Origin of the sequence: Rhodococcus globerulus (assembly GCF_019334125.1) — a bacterium.
Taxonomy (GTDB): Bacteria; Actinomycetota; Actinomycetes; order Mycobacteriales; family Mycobacteriaceae; genus Rhodococcus_F; species Rhodococcus_F globerula.
The window spans coordinates 6,226,465-6,249,000 of the sequence record NZ_CP079698.1 but is presented as its reverse complement, the minus strand read 5'-3'; the positions used below and the strand labels follow the sequence as shown (position 1 = coordinate 6,249,000).

Annotated in this window: 22 protein-coding genes; 9 read left to right on the top strand and 13 right to left on the bottom strand. The window is 62.3% G+C overall.

The window, feature by feature from the left end; genetic code table 11:
* Nucleotides 1-3: 3 nt before the first annotated feature.
* Together KYT97_RS28415 and KYT97_RS28410 are read right to left on the bottom strand one after the other, a co-directional pair.
* Nucleotides 4-861: an MlaE family ABC transporter permease gene (locus KYT97_RS28415; RefSeq protein ID WP_033234515.1), complete on the bottom strand. Its 858-nt coding sequence runs from the start codon at nucleotides 859-861 to the stop codon at nucleotides 4-6.
* Nucleotides 861-1,670, bottom strand: coding sequence for an MlaE family ABC transporter permease (locus KYT97_RS28410; RefSeq protein WP_033234514.1), 810 nt, complete (start codon nucleotides 1,668-1,670; stop codon nucleotides 861-863). Before KYT97_RS28410 ends, KYT97_RS28415 begins: the two co-directional genes overlap by 1 nt.
* 292 nt (nucleotides 1,671-1,962) lie before the next feature.
* On the opposite strand from KYT97_RS28410, the gene KYT97_RS28405 reads away from it, so the two are divergent.
* Complete coding sequence (locus tag KYT97_RS28405) at nucleotides 1,963-3,204, top strand: TetR/AcrR family transcriptional regulator (RefSeq protein ID WP_219111388.1); 1,242 nt, start codon at nucleotides 1,963-1,965, stop codon at nucleotides 3,202-3,204.
* A gap of 4 nt (nucleotides 3,205-3,208) precedes the next feature.
* Here KYT97_RS28405 and trhA read toward each other — a convergent pair whose 3' ends face one another.
* A complete protein-coding gene (trhA, locus tag KYT97_RS28400; RefSeq protein WP_033234512.1) occupies nucleotides 3,209-3,877 on the bottom strand; it encodes a PAQR family membrane homeostasis protein TrhA in 669 nt (222 codons plus the stop codon).
* Nucleotides 3,878-4,040: 163 nt separating this feature from the next.
* Between trhA and KYT97_RS28395 the strand changes: the two genes are divergently transcribed.
* The gene (locus tag KYT97_RS28395; RefSeq protein WP_219111386.1) at nucleotides 4,041-4,808 is read left to right on the top strand and encodes an isoprenyl transferase; all 768 of its coding nucleotides are present in this window, start codon (nucleotides 4,041-4,043) and stop codon (nucleotides 4,806-4,808) included.
* Nucleotides 4,809-4,814: 6 nt separating this feature from the next.
* On the opposite strand, the gene coaA is transcribed toward KYT97_RS28395, so the two are convergent.
* Nucleotides 4,815-5,747, bottom strand: coding sequence for a type I pantothenate kinase (gene coaA / locus KYT97_RS28390; protein WP_033234510.1), 933 nt, complete (start codon nucleotides 5,745-5,747; stop codon nucleotides 4,815-4,817).
* Between the two features lie 172 nt (nucleotides 5,748-5,919).
* On the opposite strand from coaA, the gene KYT97_RS28385 reads away from it, so the two are divergent.
* The 4 genes from KYT97_RS28385 to phoH2 all read left to right on the top strand — a co-directional run bounded on the left by KYT97_RS28385 (nucleotide 5,920) and on the right by phoH2 (nucleotide 11,270).
* On the top strand, nucleotides 5,920-7,191 hold the full coding sequence (locus tag KYT97_RS28385; protein ID WP_045069373.1) for a hypothetical protein: 1,272 nt from the start codon (nucleotides 5,920-5,922) through the stop codon (nucleotides 7,189-7,191).
* Nucleotides 7,188-8,495: a serine hydroxymethyltransferase gene (gene glyA, locus KYT97_RS28380; RefSeq protein WP_045069374.1), complete on the top strand. Its 1,308-nt coding sequence runs from the start codon at nucleotides 7,188-7,190 to the stop codon at nucleotides 8,493-8,495. Before KYT97_RS28385 ends, glyA begins: the two co-directional genes overlap by 4 nt.
* Nucleotides 8,496-8,570: 75 nt before the next feature.
* A complete protein-coding gene (locus KYT97_RS28375; RefSeq protein WP_219111384.1) occupies nucleotides 8,571-9,587 on the top strand; it encodes a patatin-like phospholipase family protein in 1,017 nt (338 codons plus the stop codon).
* A gap of 303 nt (nucleotides 9,588-9,890) precedes the next feature.
* The gene (gene phoH2 / locus KYT97_RS28370; RefSeq protein WP_033234507.1) at nucleotides 9,891-11,270 is read left to right on the top strand and encodes an RNA 5'-3' helicase PhoH2; all 1,380 of its coding nucleotides are present in this window, start codon (nucleotides 9,891-9,893) and stop codon (nucleotides 11,268-11,270) included.
* A gap of 44 nt (nucleotides 11,271-11,314) precedes the next feature.
* Here the strand turns inward: phoH2 and KYT97_RS28365 are convergent, their stop codons facing one another.
* From KYT97_RS28365 to KYT97_RS28355, 3 genes are all read right to left on the bottom strand, one after another.
* Complete coding sequence (locus KYT97_RS28365; protein WP_095888503.1) at nucleotides 11,315-11,719, bottom strand: carboxymuconolactone decarboxylase family protein; 405 nt, start codon at nucleotides 11,717-11,719, stop codon at nucleotides 11,315-11,317.
* A gap of 30 nt (nucleotides 11,720-11,749) precedes the next feature.
* The gene (locus tag KYT97_RS28360) at nucleotides 11,750-12,178 is read right to left on the bottom strand and encodes a limonene-1,2-epoxide hydrolase family protein (protein ID WP_033234505.1); all 429 of its coding nucleotides are present in this window, start codon (nucleotides 12,176-12,178) and stop codon (nucleotides 11,750-11,752) included.
* Nucleotides 12,179-12,332: 154 nt separating this feature from the next.
* Nucleotides 12,333-13,892 (bottom strand): RCC1 domain-containing protein, encoded by a 1,560-nt coding sequence (locus KYT97_RS28355; RefSeq protein ID WP_219111382.1) that lies wholly within the window; start codon nucleotides 13,890-13,892, stop codon nucleotides 12,333-12,335.
* A 279-nt stretch (nucleotides 13,893-14,171) separates the two neighbouring features.
* Between KYT97_RS28355 and KYT97_RS28350 the strand changes: the two genes are divergently transcribed.
* Nucleotides 14,172-14,873, top strand: coding sequence for an NADPH-dependent F420 reductase (locus tag KYT97_RS28350; protein WP_255285230.1), 702 nt, complete (start codon nucleotides 14,172-14,174; stop codon nucleotides 14,871-14,873).
* Between the two features lie 59 nt (nucleotides 14,874-14,932).
* On the opposite strand, the gene KYT97_RS28345 is transcribed toward KYT97_RS28350, so the two are convergent.
* Nucleotides 14,933-16,336 (bottom strand): class II fumarate hydratase, encoded by a 1,404-nt coding sequence (locus tag KYT97_RS28345; protein ID WP_219111380.1) that lies wholly within the window; start codon nucleotides 16,334-16,336, stop codon nucleotides 14,933-14,935.
* A gap of 81 nt (nucleotides 16,337-16,417) precedes the next feature.
* Nucleotides 16,418-17,452: a class II fructose-bisphosphatase gene (glpX, locus tag KYT97_RS28340; protein ID WP_219111378.1), complete on the bottom strand. Its 1,035-nt coding sequence runs from the start codon at nucleotides 17,450-17,452 to the stop codon at nucleotides 16,418-16,420.
* A 180-nt stretch (nucleotides 17,453-17,632) separates the two neighbouring features.
* On the opposite strand from glpX, the gene KYT97_RS28335 reads away from it, so the two are divergent.
* Nucleotides 17,633-18,202 carry a DUF4245 domain-containing protein gene (locus KYT97_RS28335; RefSeq protein WP_045069392.1) on the top strand — a complete coding sequence of 190 codons (570 nt, stop codon included), beginning with the start codon at nucleotides 17,633-17,635 and terminating at the stop codon, nucleotides 18,200-18,202.
* A 24-nt stretch (nucleotides 18,203-18,226) separates the two neighbouring features.
* On the opposite strand, the gene KYT97_RS28330 is transcribed toward KYT97_RS28335, so the two are convergent.
* From KYT97_RS28330 to KYT97_RS28320, 3 genes are read right to left on the bottom strand one after another with little or no spacing between them, the layout of a single operon-like run.
* Nucleotides 18,227-18,457 (bottom strand): exodeoxyribonuclease VII small subunit, encoded by a 231-nt coding sequence (locus tag KYT97_RS28330; protein ID WP_033234500.1) that lies wholly within the window; start codon nucleotides 18,455-18,457, stop codon nucleotides 18,227-18,229.
* Nucleotides 18,454-19,725 (bottom strand): exodeoxyribonuclease VII large subunit, encoded by a 1,272-nt coding sequence (gene xseA, locus KYT97_RS28325; RefSeq protein ID WP_219111375.1) that lies wholly within the window; start codon nucleotides 19,723-19,725, stop codon nucleotides 18,454-18,456. Before xseA ends, KYT97_RS28330 begins: the two co-directional genes overlap by 4 nt.
* Nucleotides 19,722-20,297: a lipid droplet-associated protein gene (locus KYT97_RS28320; protein ID WP_033234498.1), complete on the bottom strand. Its 576-nt coding sequence runs from the start codon at nucleotides 20,295-20,297 to the stop codon at nucleotides 19,722-19,724. The genes xseA and KYT97_RS28320 overlap by 4 nt, the downstream gene beginning before the upstream one ends.
* 109 nt (nucleotides 20,298-20,406) lie before the next feature.
* Between KYT97_RS28320 and KYT97_RS28315 the strand changes: the two genes are divergently transcribed.
* Nucleotides 20,407-21,417: a 4-hydroxy-3-methylbut-2-enyl diphosphate reductase gene (locus KYT97_RS28315; RefSeq protein ID WP_033234497.1), complete on the top strand. Its 1,011-nt coding sequence runs from the start codon at nucleotides 20,407-20,409 to the stop codon at nucleotides 21,415-21,417.
* Nucleotides 21,418-21,483: 66 nt separating this feature from the next.
* Here KYT97_RS28315 and KYT97_RS28310 read toward each other — a convergent pair whose 3' ends face one another.
* A complete protein-coding gene (locus KYT97_RS28310; protein ID WP_141486269.1) occupies nucleotides 21,484-22,494 on the bottom strand; it encodes a DUF6542 domain-containing protein in 1,011 nt (336 codons plus the stop codon).
* Between the last annotated feature and the right edge of the window lie 42 nt (nucleotides 22,495-22,536).

Genomic DNA, 22,536 nt, shown 5'->3' with positions numbered 1-22,536 from the left:
GGCTCAGACCCCCATTCCGGGGATTTGGGGAACGAGACCCCACAGGCCGAAAGTCATGATGACGTCCAGGATTCCGATCGCCAGGATTGCAGTGCGGAGCGCGCGGCCGGCCGCCTGACCCACACCCGCCGGTCCACCGGAGGCGTAATATCCGTAGGCGCAGTGCACAAGCGCGACAACGGCTGCGAAGACCACGGCTTTGAGACCGGAGTAGAGAAGATCCTGTGGGGAGATCGCGAGGTGGAAGAAGTAGTCGTACGTTCCCGCCGATGCGCCATTGAAGAACACGACGACAAGGCGGGTCGACAGGTAGCTGGCCAGCAGACCGATCATGTAGATCGGAATGACGCAGATCATTGCCGCGATCACCCGAGTGCCGGCGAGGAACGGGATGGATCTGATCGCCATCGAGTCCAAGGCATCGATCTCGTCGGAGATGCGCATGGCGCCGATTTGCGCGGTAAAGCCCGTTCCGACCTTGGCGGCCAACGCAATTGCAACAACAACCGGCGCAAGTTCACGTGTGTTGGCAACGGCCGACAGCATTCCGGACAGTGAGGTCATGCCCACGAGTTCGAGTCCTCGATGCATTTCGACACCCAGCATCATTGCGGCTGCCAGGGACATCGCGAACACGATGCCGATAGTTCCGCCGCCCGACAGCAGCGAGTTCGTGCCGAAGCTGACTTCGCTGATCTGGCCGAGTACATGCTTGCGATACTTGGTGAGGGCAAACGGAATTGACGCGACTGTACGGACGTAGAACGTCACATGCTGACCGAGCGACACCAAACCGTCGGCAGCGGTCCGCAGCGGTCTGCTCGCCTGGTGGGCTCTGATCCGTAGATCGACGAGCGACATCAGAATTCACCGACTGCCGGAACTATCACGGTATACAGCGCGGACAGAACCGTGTTGGCGATGAAGACCAGAGCAAAGGCGATGACCACGGCTTCGTTGACGGCATCGGCGACGCCGCGGGGGCCGCCCTTGGCGTGGAGTCCTTTGAAGGTGGCGACCAAAGTCGAAGCGATACCGAAGATCGCGGCCTTGACCAAGGCCATGACAAAGTCGGATGACCGGCCGTACTGGCTGAACGTCGCCATGAATGTTCCGGCAGGCAGATGCTGAACGTAGATGTGGTAGAGGTAGCACGCAATCACTCCGCCGAACGTGACCATGGAACATAGAGCTAGGGAAACAACTACCGCTGCAACCAATCTCGGAGCAACAAGACGCTCGATGACGTCGATACCCATGACTTCCATGGCGTCGATCTCTTCGCGGATCTTCCGTGAGCCCAGATCGGTGCAGATTGCCGATCCGGCAACCCCTGCCATCATCAGCGCGCACACCAGTGCTGCGGCCTGACCCACGATGATGAACGCGACAACTGCACCGGAGTAACCGCCTGCGCCGATTCGCCCCGCGAGCTCACCGACCGATACCGCGATGAAGACCCCGATCGGGATCATGAGCAGCAGGGACGGACCGGTGCTCACCCGGCCGATGAAGAGCGTTTGAGTTATCGTCTCGTGCAACGAGAGCCGCCTGCGGATGATGGCCGTGAACAGGCCGAACAGTGCCTGCACCGAGAATCCGATCAGGTAGCCGCCCTCGAGCGCTACGTCTCGTACCGGGCCTTTCGAGGCTGGCAGTTCGTACGTCACCTGGTTCTATTCCTTTGCAGCTCAAGTTCTTTCATTGAAGATGTCGAGTGTGTTCAGGCGTCGAGACGGGCCGACGTGCAGGGGTGCGATCGTGGCGGATTATGTGTGAATCATTTCACAGCAACTCGCGTGCGGCAATAGTTATGTGAATGGGAATTCTTCTCAGAACTTGTCTGGTTGGCGACGGAAACTTGATATAACTACAGTTGAAAGCTGCATCTTCGAGTGCGTGCACGGTAGGTGCGCGCAAGATGTGTATGACTATTCTCGATACGGAAGCAGGCCGGAGACAGTGACAACAAGAGACCTGAGGGTTGCTCCGGCCGTCGGTCGGAGTCGTGCGGTCGAAGCAAAGAAGAGACCGAAAGACCGCAAGGCACAAATTGCGGCCGCAGCGGCAATCGCCTTCAGTGAGCGCGGCTACCACGGTGTCAGTGTCGAAGACATCGCGTCGTCGGTGGGCATCTCGCCCTCGGCTCTCTACCGCCATTTTCCGAAGAAGTACGCACTGTTTCAGTATTCGGCGCTGTCGTTGATGGAAGCGCTCACCGACGCTCTCGATGCGGTGGAGAGCAGCGGGCAAGATGCCGATCGGCTTCAGCGCGATCTGCTGGCTGTAATCCGAACCACGATCAGCAATCGCCGGACCGCGGGTATCTACCGTTGGGAGAGTAGGTTTCTCGAACCATCAGACAAAGCGGTGATTCGCGAGCATTCGATTCTGATCAATCGCCGGGTGGGTGCCCATTTGTCACCGTCGGACACTCCGGTCAGTGAGCGCGACGCAAGGCTTGTGGTGGCCGCGATGTTCAGCGCGATCGGAAGCATCACGGCCCACAATCTCGTCTTGCCGCAGAAGACAATTGAACGCATCCTGCTGAGTGCATGTGTGGCGATAGATCAGGCGAGATTTGCGCGAGGTCGCCAGGACAATCCACAAAGCCGCCGCTCGGTGCTTGCGCCGCTGGGGGACAACAAGCGGGAGCGTCTACTGCATGAAGCGGTGCGGCTCTTCGACTCCCATGGCTACCACGACGTCAAGATCGAAGAGATAGCTGCCGCAGCTGGTTTGAACGCGTCCGGCATGTACCGATACTTCCCGAGCAAAGCCGACCTTCTCTCCGCCATCTTCTACCGGGCTGCAGATCGCCTGGACGTCGCTACGGTGTCGGTGCTGGACGCGTCGGATTCGCCGGCCGAGGCACTGGCATCACTGTCGTTGATGTATGTCGACTTGTCTTTTGCGCAACACGAGTTGATGTCCATCTACTTCTCCGAGATGCACAATCTGTTGCCCAGTCATCGAAATGACTTGAAGAGTCGGCAAAAACTCTACGTGGTCGAATGGGCGCGATTGCTCCGTGAGATCCGACCGGAGCTCACGGAGCCCGAGAGCATGTTCGTCGTGCATGCTGCGCTGAACGTGGTTCCCGATGTCGGCCGTCTGCTCGGATTCGATCCTGGGCCGGAGAATGTGTGGAAAGTTCACTGCTTGGTTTCGGCAGTTCTGTTCGGTGGACCAGCGCAGCGGTGATGCGTCAGTTGAAGACGACGAGCCAGACGGCGATGTAGTGGCAGATTGCCGCGACGACCGTTGCGGCGTGGAAGAACTCGTGATGTCCGAACGTCGTGGGCCACGGGTTCGGCCATTTGGTGGCGTAGAGAATTGCTCCGACGCTGTAGAGGATTCCGCCGACCAGTAACAGCACCATCGGCGCGACGCCAACCTGGTGGGTCATCTCACCGGCGACGGGCACGATGGCCCATCCCAGAATCAGGTACAGCGGCACACCCACCCACTTAGGGGCTGTCGGCCACAGCATCTTGAGCGCAACGCCTGCGAGTGCACCAGCCCAGACGACCGCAAGGACGACAGTGCCGGTCTCGCTGGGCAAGCCCAGCATCGCAAACGGTGTGTAGCTGCCCGCGATGAACAGGAAGATCATCGAATGGTCGGCGCGCTTCATCCAGATGCGGGCGTCGACGGTTTTCCAGTGGATGCGGTGATAGGTCGCGCTGATGCCGAAAAGGCCACAGATGGTGATGCTGTAGATCGCCGTGGCCAAGGCCGCCTTGGCTCCGACTTGAGCGCCCGCCACCGCGACGAGAACGATGCCCGCTACGACGGAAACGCAGAGTGCCCACAGATGGATCCATCCGCGCATGCGTGGTTTGACCGGAAGTGCATCCAACCCGAGTGCTGTCATCGTTTAACTCCTTTCGGCAACGCTGCCAGAACCTACGGTACCGTAGGTTACGTGTCAGTAGCATAACCTACCTGCAGCTTTTCGACGCGCCCATAAAGCGTGACGGCGCTCGCAAGTGGGGACAAGGTCCCGGCGTAGTCTTTGTCACCATGGTGATGTCACGGTGAAGGTGCGCGGACTGCTGTACAGCATCTACGAGCGACGGCTCTTGAAGCATTTGGATGGACTCACCCATCCGAGGCACGTCGCGGTGATGTGTGACGGTAACCGACGCTGGGCGCGCGAGAACGGTTTCACGGACGTCAGTCACGGGCACCGGATGGGCGCACTCAAGATCTCCGAACTGCTCGACTGGTGCGATGCCGCCGGAATCGAGATGGCAACGATCTACCTACTCTCCACCGAGAATCTGCGCCGGGACCCCGAAGAGTTGGACACACTCCTCGAAATCATCACCGATGTGGTCGAGGAGATTTCCGGGCCGAGCAAGAACTGGAGTGTGCAGATCGTCGGCGCTCTGGACCTGTTGCCGGCCGAGCAGTCGCGGCGCCTTCGTGATGCCGCGGACGGAACCGAAGGCCGCACCGGAACTCACGTCAACATCGCGATCGGATACGGCGGCCGCCAGGAGATCGCCGACGCCGTTCAGTCGCTGCTGACTGAGAAGCTCAGCCAAGGACTCAGCGGCGACGAACTGGTCCAGGCGATCACCGTCGACGGTATCGACAGCCACCTCTATACGTCAGGTCAGCCCGATCCCGACCTGGTGATCCGCACGTCGGGGGAGCAGCGGCTTTCGGGATTCCTGTTGTGGCAGAGTGCCTATTCGGAAATTTGGTTCACCGAGGCGTACTGGCCCGAGTTCCGCCGGGTCGACTTCCTCCGGGCCCTTCGTGACTATGCGGCAAGGCACCGCCGGTTCGGCGCCTGAGCAGTATCAGAGCTTGCGCAGGCGCAGCCGGTTGATCGTGTGATCGGAGTCCTTGCGCAACACCAGCGTTGCTCGCGGACGGGTGGGGAGGATGTTCTCCACCAGGTTCGGTTGATTGATCGAGTTCCAGATGTCCTTGGCGGCGCTGGTCGCGTCGCGGTCCGATAGTCCCGAGTAGTGGTGGAAGTGCGCGTTCGGGTCGGCAAACGACGTTTTCCGTAGTGCCAGGAACCGTTCGATGTACCAAGCTTCGATGTCCTCGATCCGGGCATCGACGTAGATGGAGAAGTCGAACAGATCCGAGACCATCAGACGCGGACCGGTCTGCAGCACGTTGAGGCCCTCGATGATGAGGATGTCGGGCTGACGGATCAGGTGGAATTGGCCGGGGATGATGTCGTACAGAGTATGCGAATAGACCGGGGCCGCTACCTCTTCGGCGCCCGATTTCACCTCGGTCACGAATCGCAGGAGTTTGCGGCGATCGTAGCTCTCGGGAAAACCCTTGCGGTGCATCATGCCCCGACGGTGCAGTTCTTTGGTGGGGTACAAGAACCCGTCGGTGGTGACAAGATCGACGCGCGGGTGATGGTCCCATCGGGCCAGGAGTGCTTGCAGCACACGGGCCGTCGTGGATTTGCCGACGGCCACCGAACCGGCCACGCCGATGACGAAGGGAACTTGTCGATCGGGGTGTTTCTCGCCGAGGAACGTTGCGGTAGCGGCAAACAGTCGCTGCCTTGCGGCAACCTGTAGGTGGATCAGTCGAGCCAGCGGGAGGTACACCTCGGCAACTTCCTCGAGGTCGATCTGCTCACCGAGGCCGCGGAGGCCGTACAGTTCGTCCTCCGTCAGGACGAGCGGAGTCGACTTACGCAGTGTGCGCCACTGCTTACGGTCGAACTCGACATACGGGCTGGATTCGCCGGCGCGTGCCATCAGCGCAGCTCGCCGGTGCCGAGGAACTGTGATGCCGTTGGTACGGGCGAAGCGTGCGAGCAAGCCAGGCGCGAGTGCGCACGATCCAAGTGCATAACCGAATTGTGCTTGGTGCCACGTAAGGAGTTGTCGTCGGGTCGCATTCCGGGCGCGGGCGCTAGGCTTGTGCCTTATGGATCCAGACTCGCTCGTTCGCCGATATCTGCTGCTGGGACTAGGTTTCGATCGACTCGAGGAAGGGTTTGTCGACGCGTTCACCGGCGATCCGGCACTCCGTCAGCAAGTTGAAAATGCAACGAAGCCCGATCCGGGCGTACTCGCCCGCACCGCTCGAGAGCTTCGCGCCGAGTTGCCGGCAAGTGGTCTGAACGCCGACCGGGCTCACTTCATCGACGTTCACCTACGGGCTCTCGAATGCTCCGGCCGCAAGTTCGCGGGCGAGGAGATCGGGTTTGTCGACGAGGTCGAGGCCTACTTCGACGTGCGAATTTCGAAGGGAAACGAAGACGCATACGGCGATGCTCACCGCCTGATGGGTGAGGTGCTACCAGGCCCGGGAACGCTGGTGGAGCGCGTGCAGGCACATCGCAAGGCCGACGAGATTCCGGCTGCGAAACTGGCCGAGTGCGTCGACGCGATGTCCAGTGCCCTGCGTGATCTGGTGCGTGGCACGTTCCCGCTGCCGGCGTCGGAAACCGTCGAATACGAAGTGGTGGGGGACAAGCCGTGGTCCGGGTTCAACTACTACCTCGGTGACTATCGCTCCAAAGTTGCGATCAATTCCGATCTCCCACAGTTCATGGCGAACCTGCCGAGACTGATTGCCCACGAGTCGTATCCGGGCCATCACACCGAACATTGCCGCAAGGAAGCCGGATTGGTGGGTGCCGGGCAACTCGAGCAGACGCTCTTCCTGGTGAACACGCCGCAGTGCCTCATGGCGGAGGGCCTGGCGGATTTGGCACTCGAAGCGATAGTCGGCCACGACTGGGGACTGTGGGCGCAGGAGATCTACGCGGATCTGGGGCTGGCATTCGACGGAGAGAAGGCCCAGCAACTGTCGGCGGCATCGGGCCAGCTGATCAGCGTGCGGCAGGACGCTGCGCTGATGCTGCACGACGAGGGACGCAGCCACGACGACGTTGCCGGATTCCTCGAGCGGTGGTCACTGTCGACGCCGGAGCGGGCACGGCAGTCGCTGCGATTCCTGTCCTCCCCGTTGTGGCGGGCGTACACCAGCACGTACGTCGAGGGATACCGGTTGCTCGGCGGGTGGCTCGATCAGGCTGCAACGCCAGCCGACCGCACAGACCGATTCCGGCGTCTGTTGGACGAGCCGCTGGTGCCGAGCTCACTGCGTTCGGCACCGGGTGGAGACACGTCGGGTGACCTTCGTAGACTGGACACATTCGATCCCGCATCCACCTTGGAGATTCCTCGATGACCGCTGTGCCTGGCTCCGACGTCAACTCTGCACCACTCGCCGAACTCGACCCCGAGGTCGCCGAAGCTATGGCGGGTGAATTGGCTCGTCAGCGCGACACTCTCGAGATGATCGCGTCGGAGAACTTCGTCCCCCGCTCGGTTCTGCAGGCTCAGGGCAGTGTCCTGACCAACAAGTACGCCGAAGGCTACCCGGGACGCCGTTACTACGGTGGCTGCGAGAACGTCGACATCATCGAGGACCTCGCGCGTAACCGCGCCAAGGAACTGTTCGGCGCCGAGTTCGCCAACGTGCAGCCCCACTCGGGCGCACAGGCCAACGCTGCCGTTCTGATGGCTCTGATGAACCCGGGTGAGAAGCTGCTCGGCCTCGACCTCGCTCACGGTGGTCACCTCACACACGGCATGAAGCTCAACTTCTCCGGCAAGTTGTACGACGTCGCGTCCTACGGCGTCAGCAAGGAAGATCACCGCATCGACATGGACGAGGTGCGTTCCATCGCCCTCGCCGAGAAGCCCAAGGTCATCGTCGCCGGTTGGTCCGCGTACCCGCGTCAGCAGGACTTCGCAGCCTTCCGTGCCATCGCCGACGAGGTCGGCGCGTACCTGTGGGTCGACATGGCGCACTTCGCCGGTCTGGTTGCCGCTGGTCTGCACCCGTCGCCCGTCCCGTACGCAGACGTCGTGTCCTCCACCGTCCACAAGACCCTCGGTGGCCCGCGCTCCGGTCTGATCCTGGCGAAGAAGGAATGGGCCAAGAAGCTCAACTCCGCAGTCTTCCCCGGCCAGCAGGGTGGACCGCTCATGCATGCCATCGCAGCCAAGGCCGTCACCTTCAAGATCGCTGCCGGTGAAGAGTTCAAGGACCGTCAGGTACGCACCCTCTCCGGCGCCCGCATCCTCGCCGAGCGTCTCGGCAACAAGGACGTGGCAGATCAGGGCATCAGCGTTCTGACCGGTGGCACGGACGTTCACCTCGTTCTCGTCGACCTGCGCAACTCCAAGCTCGACGGCCAGCAGGGTGAGGATCTTCTGCACGAGGTCGGCATCACCGTCAACCGCAACGCAGTTCCGTTCGATCCCCGCCCGCCGATGACCACGTCAGGTCTGCGTATCGGTACCGCAGCCTTGGCTACTCGCGGATTCGGCGACGCCGAGTTCACCGAGGTCGCCGACATTATCGGCACCGCCCTCGCCGGCGATGCCGATCTGGTTGCCCTGCGCGCCCGCGTTGCCAAGCTCGCTCTCGACGTCCCGTTGTACGACGGCCTCGAGGACTGGGGCTTGCTCAGCAAGAACGTCTAAGCAGTAGTTCCCGACAGCCCGGTACCCGTTGTGGTGCCGGGCTGTCGGCGTTCTTACGGCGCCTACGATGGGCCAATGGCTCAGTCGCGGACAGTTGCATTGGCACTCGGTTCCGGTGGCGCGCGAGGCTACGCCCATATCGGTGTCGTCCAGGTGCTCGAGGAACGTGGCTACTCGATAGTCGGAGTGGCAGGTTCGTCGATGGGTGCGTTGATCGGTGGGTTGTACGCAGCCGGAAAGCTGGACGAATTCACCGAGTGGGCGACGACGCTGAAGGCCCGCGATGTTGTTCGGTTGCTCGACGTATCGATGTCGGCACCCGGGGCGATCCACGCGGAGAAGGTGCTCGGGCGGGTTCGAGAGATCCTGGGCGAAACGTGCATCGAAGACATGCGCATCCCGTTCACCGCCGTGGCCACCGACCTGGCGGCGGGTAGGTCTGTGTGGTTTCAGCACGGGCCGGTCGACGCCGCGATTCGTGCGTCCATCGCTATCCCCGGAGTCATCACTCCCTTGGTTCTCAACGGCCGGGTGCTGGTGGACGGCGGCATCCTCGATCCGCTTCCCGTCGCGCCGACGCTCTCGATTCGTGCAGACCTGACGATCGGTGTCAGTTTGGGCGCGGACGCCCGTGAGAATCGAACGCCCGCGCGGGTGGGTACGGAGCCACGGCCCGTCGACGAGTGGGTCGGCCGATTCAAACGGGGGACCGCCCAGTTTCTCGATCGGGAGACAGTGAAGTCTGTGGTGTCTCGATTCGGTGGTCACTCGACGGGCCTGGGTCTTGAAGAGGTGGGCCTGGATGAGGTGAGTGTGGACGAGGTGAGTGTGGACGAGGTGAGCCTGGACGAGGGAGTCGTCGATACGGGTCGTGATATCGCTCCGAAGATCGGGCGTTTGGAGATCATGGGTCGTTCACTCGAGGTCGTGCAGTCCGCGCTGGCCAGGTACCAGCTCGCCGTGTATCCACCGGACATTCTTATCCAGGTACCCCGCAAATCGGCCAGGAGTCTCGACTTTGCGCGGGCTACCGAGATGATCGCGATCGGTCGGGCTTTGACCGAGTCGGCGCTCGATGCCGAGGATTTCTGAGCTCACGCGTCGATAGTGCGGACGGCGTCGACAAGCACCTCTGTGGCGGTAAATGACACGAGTGGCATTTTGTAACCTGGCGTTCACGCATTGTGTGTCGGAATTCGTGGCGGGATGGCCCGAAGCACAGTACCGTCGGCAGTATCGAGTAGCGCAGAAGTTACTTGTGCGGGAGGTTCTGATCGTGACTGAAACATTCAGTGCGAGGGGGCCGGCGCCCGGCCCTCGTGTCACCTGACACAAGAGCCGACCGGTCCAGCGAGAACTAGTTTGTGCGGCGTAGCGCAGACCTAGGAGCCCACCGTGACTGCATCACGCTCCGTTTCTGCCCACTCGGTTCCGGGCAGTATTTCAGCCGGTAATTCAGCCGGGAGTCATTCGGTAGATGCACTTCGCACGTATGTCTTGGATACGTCGGTCTTACTGTCCGATCCGTGGGCCGTCACCAGATTCGCCGAGCACAATGTGGTTCTGCCCCTTGTTGTGGTCAGTGAACTCGAAGGCAAGCGACATCATCACGAACTGGGATGGTTTGCGCGAGAAGCACTCCGCATGCTCGACGACCTCCGGATCGAATACGGCCGGCTCGACCGTCCGGTGCCGATCGGTAGCGAGAACGGTACCTTGCAAGTCGAACTCAATCACACTGATCCCGCAGTACTCCCCGTCGGATTCCGCACGGACAGTAATGATTCGAGGATACTTGCCTGCGCGCTCAATCTTGCGGCCGAAGGCAAAGATGTAGTCCTGGTCAGCAAAGACATTCCGCTCCGAGTCAAAGCGGGCGCCGTGGGGCTTCCCGCCGACGAGTACCACGCGCACGACGTCGTTCCCTCCGGGTGGACCGGTATGACTGAGTGTGATGTCGCGTCGACGGACATCGACGAACTGTTCTCCGAGGGCTTTCTCGATCTCGAGGAGGGGCGAGATCTGCCGTGTCACACCGGGGTTCGGCTGCTCGGCGGTTCGTCCAGTGCCTTGGGGAGGGTGACACCGGACAAACGGATTCAGCTTGTCCGCGGTGAGCGTGAGGCATTCGGTCTGCACGGCCGCAGCGCCGAGCAGCGGATTGCACTGGAATTGCTGATGGACGAAAGCATCGGAATCGTCTCTCTCGGCGGCAAAGCGGGTACCGGAAAGTCGGCGCTGGCCTTGACCGCGGGACTCGAAGCGGTACTCGAGCGTCGAAGCCAACGCAAGGTGGTGGTCTTCCGGCCACTGTATGCCGTTGGCGGACAGGAACTCGGATATCTCCCGGGCAGCGAGAGCGAGAAGATGGGCCCGTGGGCTCAGGCCGTCTTCGACACACTCGACGGGTTGGCGTCACCCGAAGTTCTCGAAGAGGTCCAAGCTCGGGGGATGTTGGAAGTCTTGCCGCTCACGCACATTCGTGGACGTTCTCTGCACGATTCGTTCGTGATCGTCGACGAGGCGCAGTCCCTCGAACGAAATGTGTTGCTGACGGTGCTTTCTCGACTCGGAACCGGATCGCGAGTGGTGTTGACGCATGACGTCGCGCAGCGTGACAACCTGCGAGTCGGCCGCCACGACGGTGTTGCCGCCGTGATCGAAAAACTCAAGGGGCATCCACTGTTTGCGCACATCACGCTCACTCGAAGCGAGCGTTCGCCGATCGCCGAGTTGGTTACCGAAATGTTGGAGGAGTTCGGACCGACTCCCTGAGAATAGTTCTCCCCGTGCGGCATTCTTGCCGCACGGGGAGTGGCTCAGTTCTCCAGCGGTCCCAATTCCGCGTTGAGGACTTCCTGGACAACGCGCATAGCAGCGAGTCCGGCCGGGGCGCCGCAGTACGCGCTGGCATGTATCACTGTTTCGACGATCTCGGTGCGCGTCAGGCCATTTCGCAAAGCGGCACGGACGTGGCCTTTCAGTTCGTTCTCCGCCCGTAGGGCGATCAGCATTCCCAGATTGATCAGGCTGCGACTGCGTCGATCGAGGCCTGGACGCGTCCACACCGATCCCCACACATTGGCCGTCACGAAGTTCTGCAATTCTTCGCTGTCGGTTCCGCGGGTGCGCTCGAACGCTGCGTCGACAAAATCGGCACCCATGACTTCTGTGCGCACGGCCAGTCCGGCGTCGAAGGAATCAGATGTGTTGTATTCGGTCATCGGGCGAGTGCTCTCTTCCGGCAGGTGTTGTCAGGCCGGAGCCAGCCTACTGCGAGAGCCGATACCCAACACCGCCTGCCCGATCGCGGTCACCACACCCCACGCAACGTCGCGCAGCGAGAAGTAGTCCCGCCACACGGCGATCTTGCCGTCGCGTAATTCGAAAGTTCCACACACCCAGAACTCGATGCGCAGTGGTCCGACGGTCAGGATGTCGGTGCGTTCGGTGAGGACGGTGAACTCGTCGCCGATGATGTGATGCATGTCGGCCTCGAACTTGAGTGACGGCTTCGTGACCATTCGAAGCGCCCGGACCACGGCATTTCTCCCGCGCAACGTCGGCAGCGAGACGTTCTGCCAGATGATGTCCTCGGTCATCAACTCGGCGGCGCCGTCCACATCGAAATCGGTGAGGGCGCGGAACATCTTTCGAACTGTGGTGACCGAATCAGTGTTCATCGAAACCCCTGTTCATCACGAGCCTGTGTTCATTCGGTGCTCTGACAAATGTGCCCAAACCGTCGCTGTCGAAGTATCCCAAGGTTAGCGAGTTTCCGTCGAATATGGCTCGGGATGGTTCTGTTCGATCGACTATCTGGGAGATCCCGTGAGGTCAGCTACCGAATCCGGTGAACTCGAGTGATCCCAGGGATCCTGTGGTGGGTTGTTCGGGTGTGATCGGGGCCTCGGCGACATTGACGGTAACGACAAGGGTCAGGTCGGGATTGACGCCGTTGGTGGCGTTGAGGGTGAACGTGTAAGAGCCTGCAGCGGCGGGTGTTCCGGACAGTGTTCCGTTAGTGAAAACCATGCCGGTGGGCAGTTTTGCCGGGTCGATCACTGTGATGGTGGGGGCAGGGTTACCGGTGACGGTGAATTCACGGGTAAGTGCTGTTCCGGCAACAGCATCGAGCGTCACGGGTCCGGCATCGGTGAACATCGGGGCGGCGGGTGCTGCTGCGACGATGAGGGTGGCGTTGAGCGTTGCCGGATTTCCGACGCCGTTGGTGGCGCTGACCGTGAAGGGGAACGATCCTTCGGTGGTGGGTGTTCCGGTCAGAGCCCCAGTTTCACTGAGCGTGAGTCCGGCCGGGAGTCCGGTGGCGGTGACAACGGGGGTGGGGTTTCCGGTGGTGGTGAACGCGTGGGAGATTGCTGTTCCGGCAATACCGTTTACGGTGACGGGGCCCGCATCGGTGAACGCAGAAGCGGTTGCAGTTTTCAATGCCAATGAACGGTTGCCGCCGCCGGCGATGGCGGTGTAGCCGGTACCGGTCGGGGCGGGAAGCTGCCCACCACCGCTGCTTCCCCATTCTGCGATGGTGCCGTCGGCAGTCAAAGCCAGTGAATGGAAGTCGCCGCCACCGATGGCGGTGTAGCCGTTGCCCCTTGGGACGGTGCCTAACCCGTTGCCACTTTGTCCCCAGGTTGTGATCGTGCCGTCGGCGGTCAACGCCAACCCATGGAAACCTCCTGAAGCAATAGTGGTGTAGCCGTTACCGGTCGGAGTGTTGGTCTGACCTTCGTAGTTGTATCCCCAGCCGACGATGGCGCCGTCGGCGGTCAACGCCAACGAATGAAGGCTGCCGGCTGCGATGGCTTTATAGCCGTTGCCAGGAAGCGTGTTGGCCTGTTTCCAGTAGTTGTAACCCCAGCCCACGACGGTGCCGTCGGCGGTCAACGCCAACGAATGGTAACCGCCGGCCGCGATGGCTTTGTAGCCGTTACCAACTGGGATGTTAGCGAGTTGCCCGAGGCTGCTGGCTCCCCAAGCCACGATGGTGCCGTCGGCGGTTAAGGCCACTGAATGAAAGGCGCCGACGGCGATGGCTTTGTAGCCGCTGCCGGCCGGGATGTTGTCGAGTTGACCGTCATTGTTGTTCCCCCACCCCACGATGGAGCCGTCGGCGGTCAACGCCAACGAATGGGAGTAGCCGGCCGCGATGGCGGTGTAACCGCCTCCCGCCGGGAAGTTGTCGAGCTGCCCGTTGTCGTTGTTTCCCCCTACCCCGTAGCCCCAACCTGTGATTGTGCCGGGATCGGTGACCGGCACACCTTCCGCCGCGGCAGTGGTCGCAGCGGCGAGGGCGAGTGCTCCAGCGGCAATGAGAGCGGTGAGCCCTCGCAGTCGTCTGCCTCGGTGAGGTCTGTGACGGTGATCGAGTGGTGCCATCGTGGTGTGCCTTTCCTGGCGGATTCCGCCGGGAGGGCGGTGCGGCCACGGTTAGTGACCACGCAGTGACGATAACGGGCGGGGAGGCACAAAACGCCCATTTTTGCTGGCCATTTTAGGCCAGAGGGCATTGATGGCCGAAAATGGCCTTTTTGTGCCGAGCTGTGAACAGCGCGCCCCACGCGGCCCAAGGCAAGCATTTGAATCAGTGCGAATTGAATGTGCCGGTGCGGAATTAGCCCGCGGTGATCCGTTGTTGAGGCATGCAGCAGTCGCGGAGTGTCGCGACACTCGACGAAGGAGCACAAGAATATGCGCATCGGAATTATCGGAGCTGGTCAGATCGGTGGAACGCTTACCCGCAGGCTGACCGCGCTTGGTCACGACGTGCGCGTCTCGAACTCTCGGACGCCCGACACTCTGGCAGACCTCGAGGCGGAAACCGGTGCAAAAGCGGTACTGAACACCGAAGCCGCCGAAGGTGCAGACCTGGTGATCGTGAGCATCCCGCAGAAGAACGTCGTGGACCTTCCCGCCGGCATTCTCGCGGGCGCTGCCGACGGCGCTCCGGTGATCGAGACCAACAACTACTACCCGCAGCAGCGAGACGGATTGATCGCCGCAATCGAAGACGGTCAGGCAGAAAGCGATTGGGTGCAAGAGCGCCTCGGAGTTCCGGTCTTCAAGGCATTTAACGGAATCTGGTGGAAGCACCTGCTCGAGAAGGGTCTACCGGAAGGGTCGAGCGGCCGCATCGCGCTCCCCATCGCCGGTGACGACGAGCTGAAGAAGCAGGTTGTCTTCGACCTGATCAATCAGCTCGGCTTCGACCCCGTCGATGCGGGCACTATCGAAGACTCGTGGCGTCAGCAGCCGGGAACTCCGGTCTACGGCAAGGATTTTGGTCGCGACGCTACGTTGAAGGCGCTGGCGGAGGCAACTCCCGAGCGCACGGACGAGTGGCGGGCTGTCGCGGAGTGACTGACTGACCTGTGCCTCGCGGCGGTTCCCGAATGCGGAACCGCCGCGGGGCCGGTGGGTTAGTCCTTGACCTTCGCCATCGCGAGCACGTCGAGGCGCTTGTCGAGCTCGGCTTCGCTGAGCTTGTCCGGAACCAGTCCGCGCTCGAGCACAACCTGCCGAATCGTCTTTTTCTCCTTCAATGCTTGCTTGGCAACGGACGCGGCTTCCTCGTATCCGATAGCCGAGTTGAGTGGCGTCACGATGGACGGCGAGGACTCGGCGAGAGTCTTGAGGTGTTCCTCATGCGCAACCAAACCGCTGACGCACTTGTCCGCGAACAACCGAGAAACGTTGGCCAGCAACGTGAATGACTCGAGTAGATTGCGTGCCATCATCGGGATGTAGACGTTGAGCTCGAAAGCGCCGGCAGCGCCGCCCCACGCGATGGCCGCGTCGTTTCCGATCACCTGTGCGGCTACCTGCGTAACAGCCTCCGGCAGAACCGGATTGACCTTGCCCGGCATGATCGAGCTACCCGGCTGCAAGTCGGGGAGCGCTATCTCGCCGAGGCCCGTCAACGGTCCCGACCCCATCCAGCGAATATCGTTGGCGATCTTCGTCAGTGAGACCGCAATGGTGCGCAGGGCGCCTGACGCTTCCACCAGTCCGTCACGGGCAGCCTGCGCCTCGAAGCTGTTCTTTGCCGGGGTCAATGCGTCGACGCCTGTCGACTTGACCAGTTCTGCAACAACTTTGGGCCCGAATCCGTCCGGCGCGTTGAGTCCGGTACCCACCGCGGTGCCGCCGATCGGTAGTTCGCCGAGTCGGGGGAGCGCTGCCTTGATTCGTTCGATGCCTGCCTCGATCTGGCGGGCGTAACCGCCGAACTCCTGGCCGAGGGTCACCGGAACTGCGTCCATCAGGTGGGTGCGTCCGGACTTGACGACGGACTTCCACTCCGCGGACTTCGCGGCGAGTGCAGCGTGCAAATGCTCCAGAGCCGGAACAAGATCCGTGACCGCGGCTTCCGTCGCTGCGACGTGCGTGGCCGTCGGGAAGGTGTCGTTGGAGGACTGTGACATGTTGACGTGATCGTTCGGATGCACATCCACGTCGTTGGCCTGTGAGATCGACGCGATGACCTCGTTGGCGTTCATGTTGGAACTGGTGCCGGAGCCGGTCTGAAAGACATCGATGGGGAACTGATCGTCGTGCTTGCCGTCGGCGATTTCATTGGCTGCCGAGATGATGGCATCGGCCTTGTCCGCGTCGAGCAGGCCAAGATCTTTGTTGACCTGCGCACACGCGGCTTTGAGAAGGCCCATCGCACGAATCTGAGTGCGTTCGAGAGGTCGGCCGCTGATCGGGAAATTCTCGACTGCGCGTTGGGTTTGCGCTCGCCACAGTGCGTCGATGGGCACCCGAACTTCACCCATGGTGTCGTGTTCGATCCGGAACTGCTGTTCGTTGCTTTCCGTCATGGTTCCAGAGTAGGGGCCTTCGGCCCCTGTGCGCCTTTTTGGTAGCGGTGACTACCAGAAAGGCGCACAGGGCGGAGCCTGTCAGAACGTCGGCGGAACCGCGCCCTCTTCGCCGTCGAAGTCCACCGAGCTGTACTCGCGGAGCTTCTCGAGGCGGTGGTACGCGTCGATCATGCGGACGGTGCCGGACTTGCTGCGCATCACGATGGACTGCGTGCTGGCGCCGCCGCCGTAGTAGCGGACACCGCGCAGCAGGTCACCGTCGGTGACGCCGGTGGCGCAGAAGAAGACGTTCTCGCCCGAGACCAGATCTTCGGTGGTCAGGATGCGATCGAGATCGTGACCGGCGTCGATGGCCTTCTGACGCTCGTCGTCGTCGGTGGGAGCCAGCTTGCCCTGCAACGATCCGCCCATGCAGCGCATGGCCGCAGCGGCGATGATGCCCTCAGGGGTGCCGCCGATGCCGACGAGCATGTCGGTGCCGGACTCCGGACGCGCTGCGGCGATAGCGCCGGCAACGTCACCGTCGGAGATCAGGCGGATACGAGCGCCCGTGTCGCGAACGTCCTGGATCAGCTGGTTGTGGCGAGGACGGTCCAGGATGCAGATCGTGATGTCGGAGACCGACGCCTTCTTGACTTTGGCGACGCGCTTGATGTTCTCGGCGATCGGCGCGCTGATGTCGATGACATCTGCAGCGTCCGGTCCGACAGCGATCTTCTCCATGTAGAACACAGCAGACGGATCGAACATCGCGCCGCGCTCGGCAACAGCCAACACCGAGATGGCGTTGGGCATGCCCTTGGACATCAGCGTGGTTCCGTCAACCGGATCGACAGCGAAGTCGCAGTCCGGGCCGTCGCCGTTGCCGACCTCTTCGCCGTTGAACAGCATCGGCGCTTCGTCCTTCTCGCCTTCGCCGATCACAACGATGCCGCGCATGGACACCGAAGAAACGAGCTGACGCATCGCGTCGACGGCAGCTCCGTCGCCACCTTCCTTGTCGCCGCGTCCTACCCAGCGACCTGCAGCCATCGCGCCGGCTTCGGTGACTCGGACCAATTCGAGAGCAAGGTTACGGTCCGGGGTCTCACGATGAATGCTGCTGGCCGTCATGTGCGGTGCCTCCTGGCGCGGTCGCGGTCGACGGGGTGTGTCGACGCAAGTGGTTTCTACAGGCGTGATTGTCCCAGATGGGAGCCACTGTGTGCGCTGCTGGGTCAGGGGCGTGGTGATTTGTCACGCTTAGGGGTACCGGGAATCGTTACAAGCGGCCGGTACCTGGATACTGGGAGTGTGGCATCGAAGAAACCCCGCATTCTCGAAGACAACAAAGACATGGTCTGGTCTCTCGTACCGCTGGTGCTGTTTTGCATCATCATCGCGGGCATCGCCAGCCAGTGCACGTTCAGCCCCGGAGGCCCCACTCAGGGACCGATCCCGAGCGTCGACATCGACGCAGCGCTGAACTACGACGCCAAGGAACTGGGTTTCCCGATCCGCAAGCCTGAAGTTCCCGAGGGCTGGACTCCGAACTCGGGTAGTCGGAAAGTGATCACCGGCGACGGCGGCGGCGATTCCAGCACTGTGGGATTCATCACGACCAACGGTAGCTACATTCAGCTGACGCAGAGCAATGCCGAAGAATTCCCCCTGGTGTCCTACGTAGCAGGCGGACAGCGTTTCGCGACGGGTGTCGAGGACATCGACGGCCATACCTGGAACGTCTTCGGCGGCGAGGGCGTCGAATCGATCTGGGTTACCGACGTCGACGGAGTTCGTCTCCTGATCACCGGCGCCGCTCCGGCCGAGGACTTCACGACCTTGGCGCGCAACGCCGGCCAGGCCGAGCCGATCGTTCCCTAGCTACTCGTCCGACGCGGACAGCCTCTACTCGTCCGACCCGGACAGTGCCGTCTCCACGCGAGCCCTAGCGCCCGCCAGGTGCTCCTCACAGCGCTTGGCGAGCGCTTCGCCACGCTCCCACAGGGCCAACGAGGCGTCGAGGTCCAGGCCGCCCTGCTCGAGGATCTTCACGACGCCCACCAGTTCGTCGCGGGCAGCTTCGTACCCGAGTTCGCTGATGTCGACGTCTGCGGGGTTGTTCTCGGCGTTGCTCATTTTTCTCTTCCCATTACTGCGGCGCGAACAGCGCCGTCTGCAAGTCGAACTCGTATCTGCGTGCCGGGCGGCGCATCCTCGACCGAGCGCAGCACTTCCGGATCTCCGTCGGCGATGATGCGCTGCACCACGGCATAGCCCCGGGCCAGTGTGGCTGCCGGACCAAGAGTTGTCAGGCGTGCCCGCAAGTGCTCGACGGTTCGGGATTCGGAGTCGATCAGCCTGGTGACATCGCGTCGGCCTGCGGCTTGGAGTCGTTCGATTTCCTCGGCCCGACGGTCGATGGCCAGTAGCGGCGACGCCATCACGGGGCGGGTGCGCAGTTGCTCGATGAGGTGCGATTCGCGCTTGACCCAGCTGCGTAGCGCTGCGGCACTGCGATCGCGGAGTTCGGAGACCAGCGCTGCTTCCGCAACGGCGTCGGGAACTACCCGCTTGGCAGCATCGGTAGGGGTGGCGGCGCGAAGGTCGGCGACGTGGTCGCTCAACGGACTGTCGGGTTCGTGGCCGATTGCGCTGACGACAGGCGTCGTACAGGCGACGATGGCCCGGCACAACGCTTCGTCGGAGAACGGAAGCAGATCTTCGACGCTTCCGCCGCCGCGCGCGAGGATGATGACATCGACGTCGGGGTTCGCGTCGAGATCCTTCAACGCCTCGATGATCTGAGGCACGGCTGTCGGACCTTGAACTGCTGTGTTGCGCACAGCAATTGCGACAGCGGGCCAGCGACGATGGGCGACGGACACGACGTCCTTCTCGGCAGCACTGGCTCGTCCGGTGATCAGCCCGATTGTCCCGGGCAGGAACGGCAACGGACGCTTGAGCCGGGGATCGAACAGCCCCTCGGCGGCAAGCAGTGCGCGTAGTCGTTCGATGCGCGCGAGCAGTTCACCGATGCCGACGGCCCGGATCTCGGTTACGCGCAGCGAGACGGTGCCGCGTCCGGTGTAGAACGAGAGCTTCCCGAACATCACTACCCGAGAACCTTCCGTCAACGGGACGGGAGAGTTGTGCAGTAGTTGCGGTGAACACGTCACGGACAACGACATGTCAGCTGACGGATCACGAAGAATCAGAAACGCCGTCCGGGTGCCGGGGCGCGCATTGATCTGGGTGATCTGGCCCTCGACCCAAATGCTGCCGAGACGGTCGATCCATCCTGCGACCTTGGCCGAGACGGTACGAACCGGCCACGGTTGTTCGGGGGAGCTGGCACCCGAACCTGTCGGGCGTTGCTGTGCGGGCGGACGCTGGGCGGAAGTCACTTTGCCTTGGCTGTGGTGATGCGGTTGGTCAACATGGTGACGTACGGCGCGCGCGAACGAGTTGCGTTCTCGTAGTCGAGCAGCGTCGTCAGGTTCTCGACACTCAACGACTTGATGCGGGCACGCAGCTCCGCGAGCGTGAGGTTGGCGTAGTCCAGTTCGGCAACAATGGGCGGTTCCGACGCAGCAGTGTTATCGGTATCACTGTCGAGATCAGCCTCCGCGTCCGGTTGGGGCGCGGTATCAGCTGTGGGATCGACCGAGTAGAGAGCGAACCGTCCGGCGTTGGTCGGGCTCTCCCGAGTCTTCGGCGACGACGGCTTCACGTCCTCGTCGAAAACGGCCCACTCCGGCTGCTCGTCGTCGCCGGACCAGCTGAGCAGCGCAAACGCCTGATCGCCCTTGATTGCGAGCGACGTGATGGACTGCTGTAGCCGCATGCTCGTCTGAAGCATCTGACTGACGGCGGTCATGGGCAGGGCGACTGCGGTTTCCGGAAGCTTCTTGGCTTCTTCCAACGCGGTGACGGCGAGTCCTGCAGCCACACGTGCCACGAACGGGGGTCGAATCATTCCAACAGCTTGCCGTAAAGCACCGACAATCGGTAGCCGACTCGGCGCTAGCGCGGAGGTAGACCTTCGCCGAAGTGTTGCACAAGGAAGCTGCCAGTAGGCTGGTGCCATGTCTTCGGCTGTTCCTCTCAATCTCGGTATCGCGCACTCCGCGGATTCGGCGTCCATTCGCAAGGGCACAGGCAAGCGGGTACTTCTCGCTGAGCCACGCGGCTACTGCGCCGGCGTCGACCGGGCGGTGGAGACCGTCGAAAAGGCGCTGGAAAAGCATGGCGCGCCCATCTACGTGCGCAAGGAAATTGTTCACAACCGTCACGTCGTCGAGACGTTGGAAGATCAGGGAGTGATCTTCGTCGACGAAACCGACGAGGTTCCCGAGGGTTCCCTTCTGGTCTTCTCCGCGCACGGCGTCTCACCGGCCGTCCACGAATCGGCTGCCGAACGCAATCTGCGCACCATCGACGCGACGTGCCCACTGGTCACCAAGGTGCACCAGGAAGCAAAGCGGTTTGCACGAGACGACTACGACATCCTGCTCATCGGCCACGAAGGCCATGAGGAAGTCGAAGGCACCGCAGGTGAGGCACCCAACCACGTCACGATCGTCGACGGCCCCGACTCTGTGGATGCGGTCACTGTCCGCGACGAGAACAAAGTGATCTGGCTGTCGCAGACCACGTTGAGCGTCGACGAGACGATGCAGACTGTCGCTCGTCTGCGAGATCGCTTCCCGAATCTGCAGGATCCGCCGTCCGACGACATCTGCTACGCGACGCAGAACCGTCAGGTCGCGGTCAAGGCCATGGCGCCCGAATGCGATCTGGTGATCGTGGTCGGCTCGCGCAACTCCTCGAACTCGGTTCGGTTGGTCGAGGTCGCACTCGGTGCGGGCGCCCGGGCGTCGTACCTGGTCGACTATGCCCGTGAAGTTGATCTGAGCTGGCTCGAGGGCGTCGAGACGGTCGGAATCACGTCCGGCGCTTCCGTCCCGGAGGTGCTGGTTCGCGGAGTGATCGACCTGCTGGCAGATCATGGTTTCAAGGATGTGCAGTCGGTGACAACAGCCAACGAGACGCTGGTGTTTGCGCTCCCGCGCGAGCTGCGAGCAGCTCGCACCTAGTAGTCGCTACGAAAAACCCCGAACCAGCACACACAGGTTCGGGGTTTTTCGTTTGGTACAAGTGCGTCAGGTCGGCGTTTCGTCGCGGTCGCGGTAACGCACGCGCGGAGCCGGGTAGGCCGGCAGGTCCGCGCCCGCTGGGCGCCGACGCGGGGGGAGCGGCACGTCGTCGGCCCCACCCGAGGCAAAGAACGGTTCCATGCGTTCTTCGGAGGGTCGACCGGCTTCAGTTGTACGACGCTCTCCGTACGACGGGTACTCGCGGCGCTCGTACGAAGGGGAGTCGCTCCGCTCGCTGACCGGCTGGTTGCGTCGCGGCGGTTGGTAGCGATCGTGGTCTGGTTGGTAGCGATCGTGGTCGACGGGAGCGGAGCTACGACGCGGTGGTGTGCGATCAGGCGCGGCAGCCGGGCGGTACGACGGCCGCTCGTTGTAGACGGGACGTTCGCTGTACGCCGGGCGATCGGCCTCGCGTCGCCGGGGTTGCGGCGGGATCAGGTCCGTTGCCTCTGCGGCATCCGGTCGGCTCGGTTCCGGCCGACGGCGACGACGTTGCGCAGAATCGTCGCCCGTACTACGTGAGCTCTTGGCCGGCGGCGTGTCGCGCCGGGTTCGGGTGGATCGAACCGGACCCGTCGGACGCTGCTGCAGCAGGAAGTAACGCAGGCAGCCGATAATCAGGACCACGATGCTGGTAGCCAGCATGACGGGGAAGCGGTCTACCAGCGGGTATGCGATGTTGATGGCAATGTCGCGGAGTGAAGTGCTGTTTTCCTTGCCGATCAGGGTCTGAGCAACCGGTACCGCGACCAGAAGCAGGAGTGGGGGCTGCGCCATCGCCGTGAACAGTGACTTGTTTGCGGCGGCAACCACGGCGAACAGGCAACCGAGGAAGTAGAACGTCGAGAAGACGGAGGTCAGCTCGCCGCCACCGCCGGATGCATCGATCAGGACACCGATCGAAGTGACTCCGGCAGCGAGCAGAATGACTCCCCACCAGGGCAGGCCGGGGACTGTGACGACCAGAGATCGTTTGTCCAGCGGTACCCCGGAGCGAGCACGTTGGGTTGCAGACACACATTGACATTAGCCGCTTTCTCGGTGTGAGCAGTGTTTGTG

Excerpts from the sequence above, each read along its gene's own strand:
- KYT97_RS28415 (WP_033234515.1), bottom strand. The coding sequence starts at position 861 with ATGTCGCTCGTCGATCTACGGATCAGAGCCCACCAGGCGAGCAGACCG.
- trhA (WP_033234512.1), bottom strand. The coding sequence starts at position 3,877 with ATGACAGCACTCGGGTTGGATGCACTTCCGGTCAAACCACGCATGCGC.
- coaA (WP_033234510.1), bottom strand. The coding sequence starts at position 5,747 with ATGGCACGCGCCGGCGAATCCAGCCCGTATGTCGAGTTCGACCGTAAG.
- KYT97_RS28385 (WP_045069373.1), top strand. The coding sequence starts at position 5,920 with ATGGATCCAGACTCGCTCGTTCGCCGATATCTGCTGCTGGGACTAGGT.
- glyA (WP_045069374.1), top strand. The coding sequence starts at position 7,188 with ATGACCGCTGTGCCTGGCTCCGACGTCAACTCTGCACCACTCGCCGAA.
- KYT97_RS28375 (WP_219111384.1), top strand. The coding sequence starts at position 8,571 with ATGGCTCAGTCGCGGACAGTTGCATTGGCACTCGGTTCCGGTGGCGCG.
- KYT97_RS28365 (WP_095888503.1), bottom strand. The coding sequence starts at position 11,719 with ATGACCGAATACAACACATCTGATTCCTTCGACGCCGGACTGGCCGTG.
- KYT97_RS28360 (WP_033234505.1), bottom strand. The coding sequence starts at position 12,178 with ATGAACACTGATTCGGTCACCACAGTTCGAAAGATGTTCCGCGCCCTC.
- KYT97_RS28355 (WP_219111382.1), bottom strand. The coding sequence starts at position 13,892 with ATGGCACCACTCGATCACCGTCACAGACCTCACCGAGGCAGACGACTG.
- KYT97_RS28345 (WP_219111380.1), bottom strand. The coding sequence starts at position 16,336 with ATGACGGAAAGCAACGAACAGCAGTTCCGGATCGAACACGACACCATG.
- glpX (WP_219111378.1), bottom strand. The coding sequence starts at position 17,452 with ATGACGGCCAGCAGCATTCATCGTGAGACCCCGGACCGTAACCTTGCT.
- KYT97_RS28330 (WP_033234500.1), bottom strand. The coding sequence starts at position 18,457 with ATGAGCAACGCCGAGAACAACCCCGCAGACGTCGACATCAGCGAACTC.
- KYT97_RS28320 (WP_033234498.1), bottom strand. The coding sequence starts at position 20,297 with ATGATTCGACCCCCGTTCGTGGCACGTGTGGCTGCAGGACTCGCCGTC.
- KYT97_RS28315 (WP_033234497.1), top strand. The coding sequence starts at position 20,407 with ATGTCTTCGGCTGTTCCTCTCAATCTCGGTATCGCGCACTCCGCGGAT.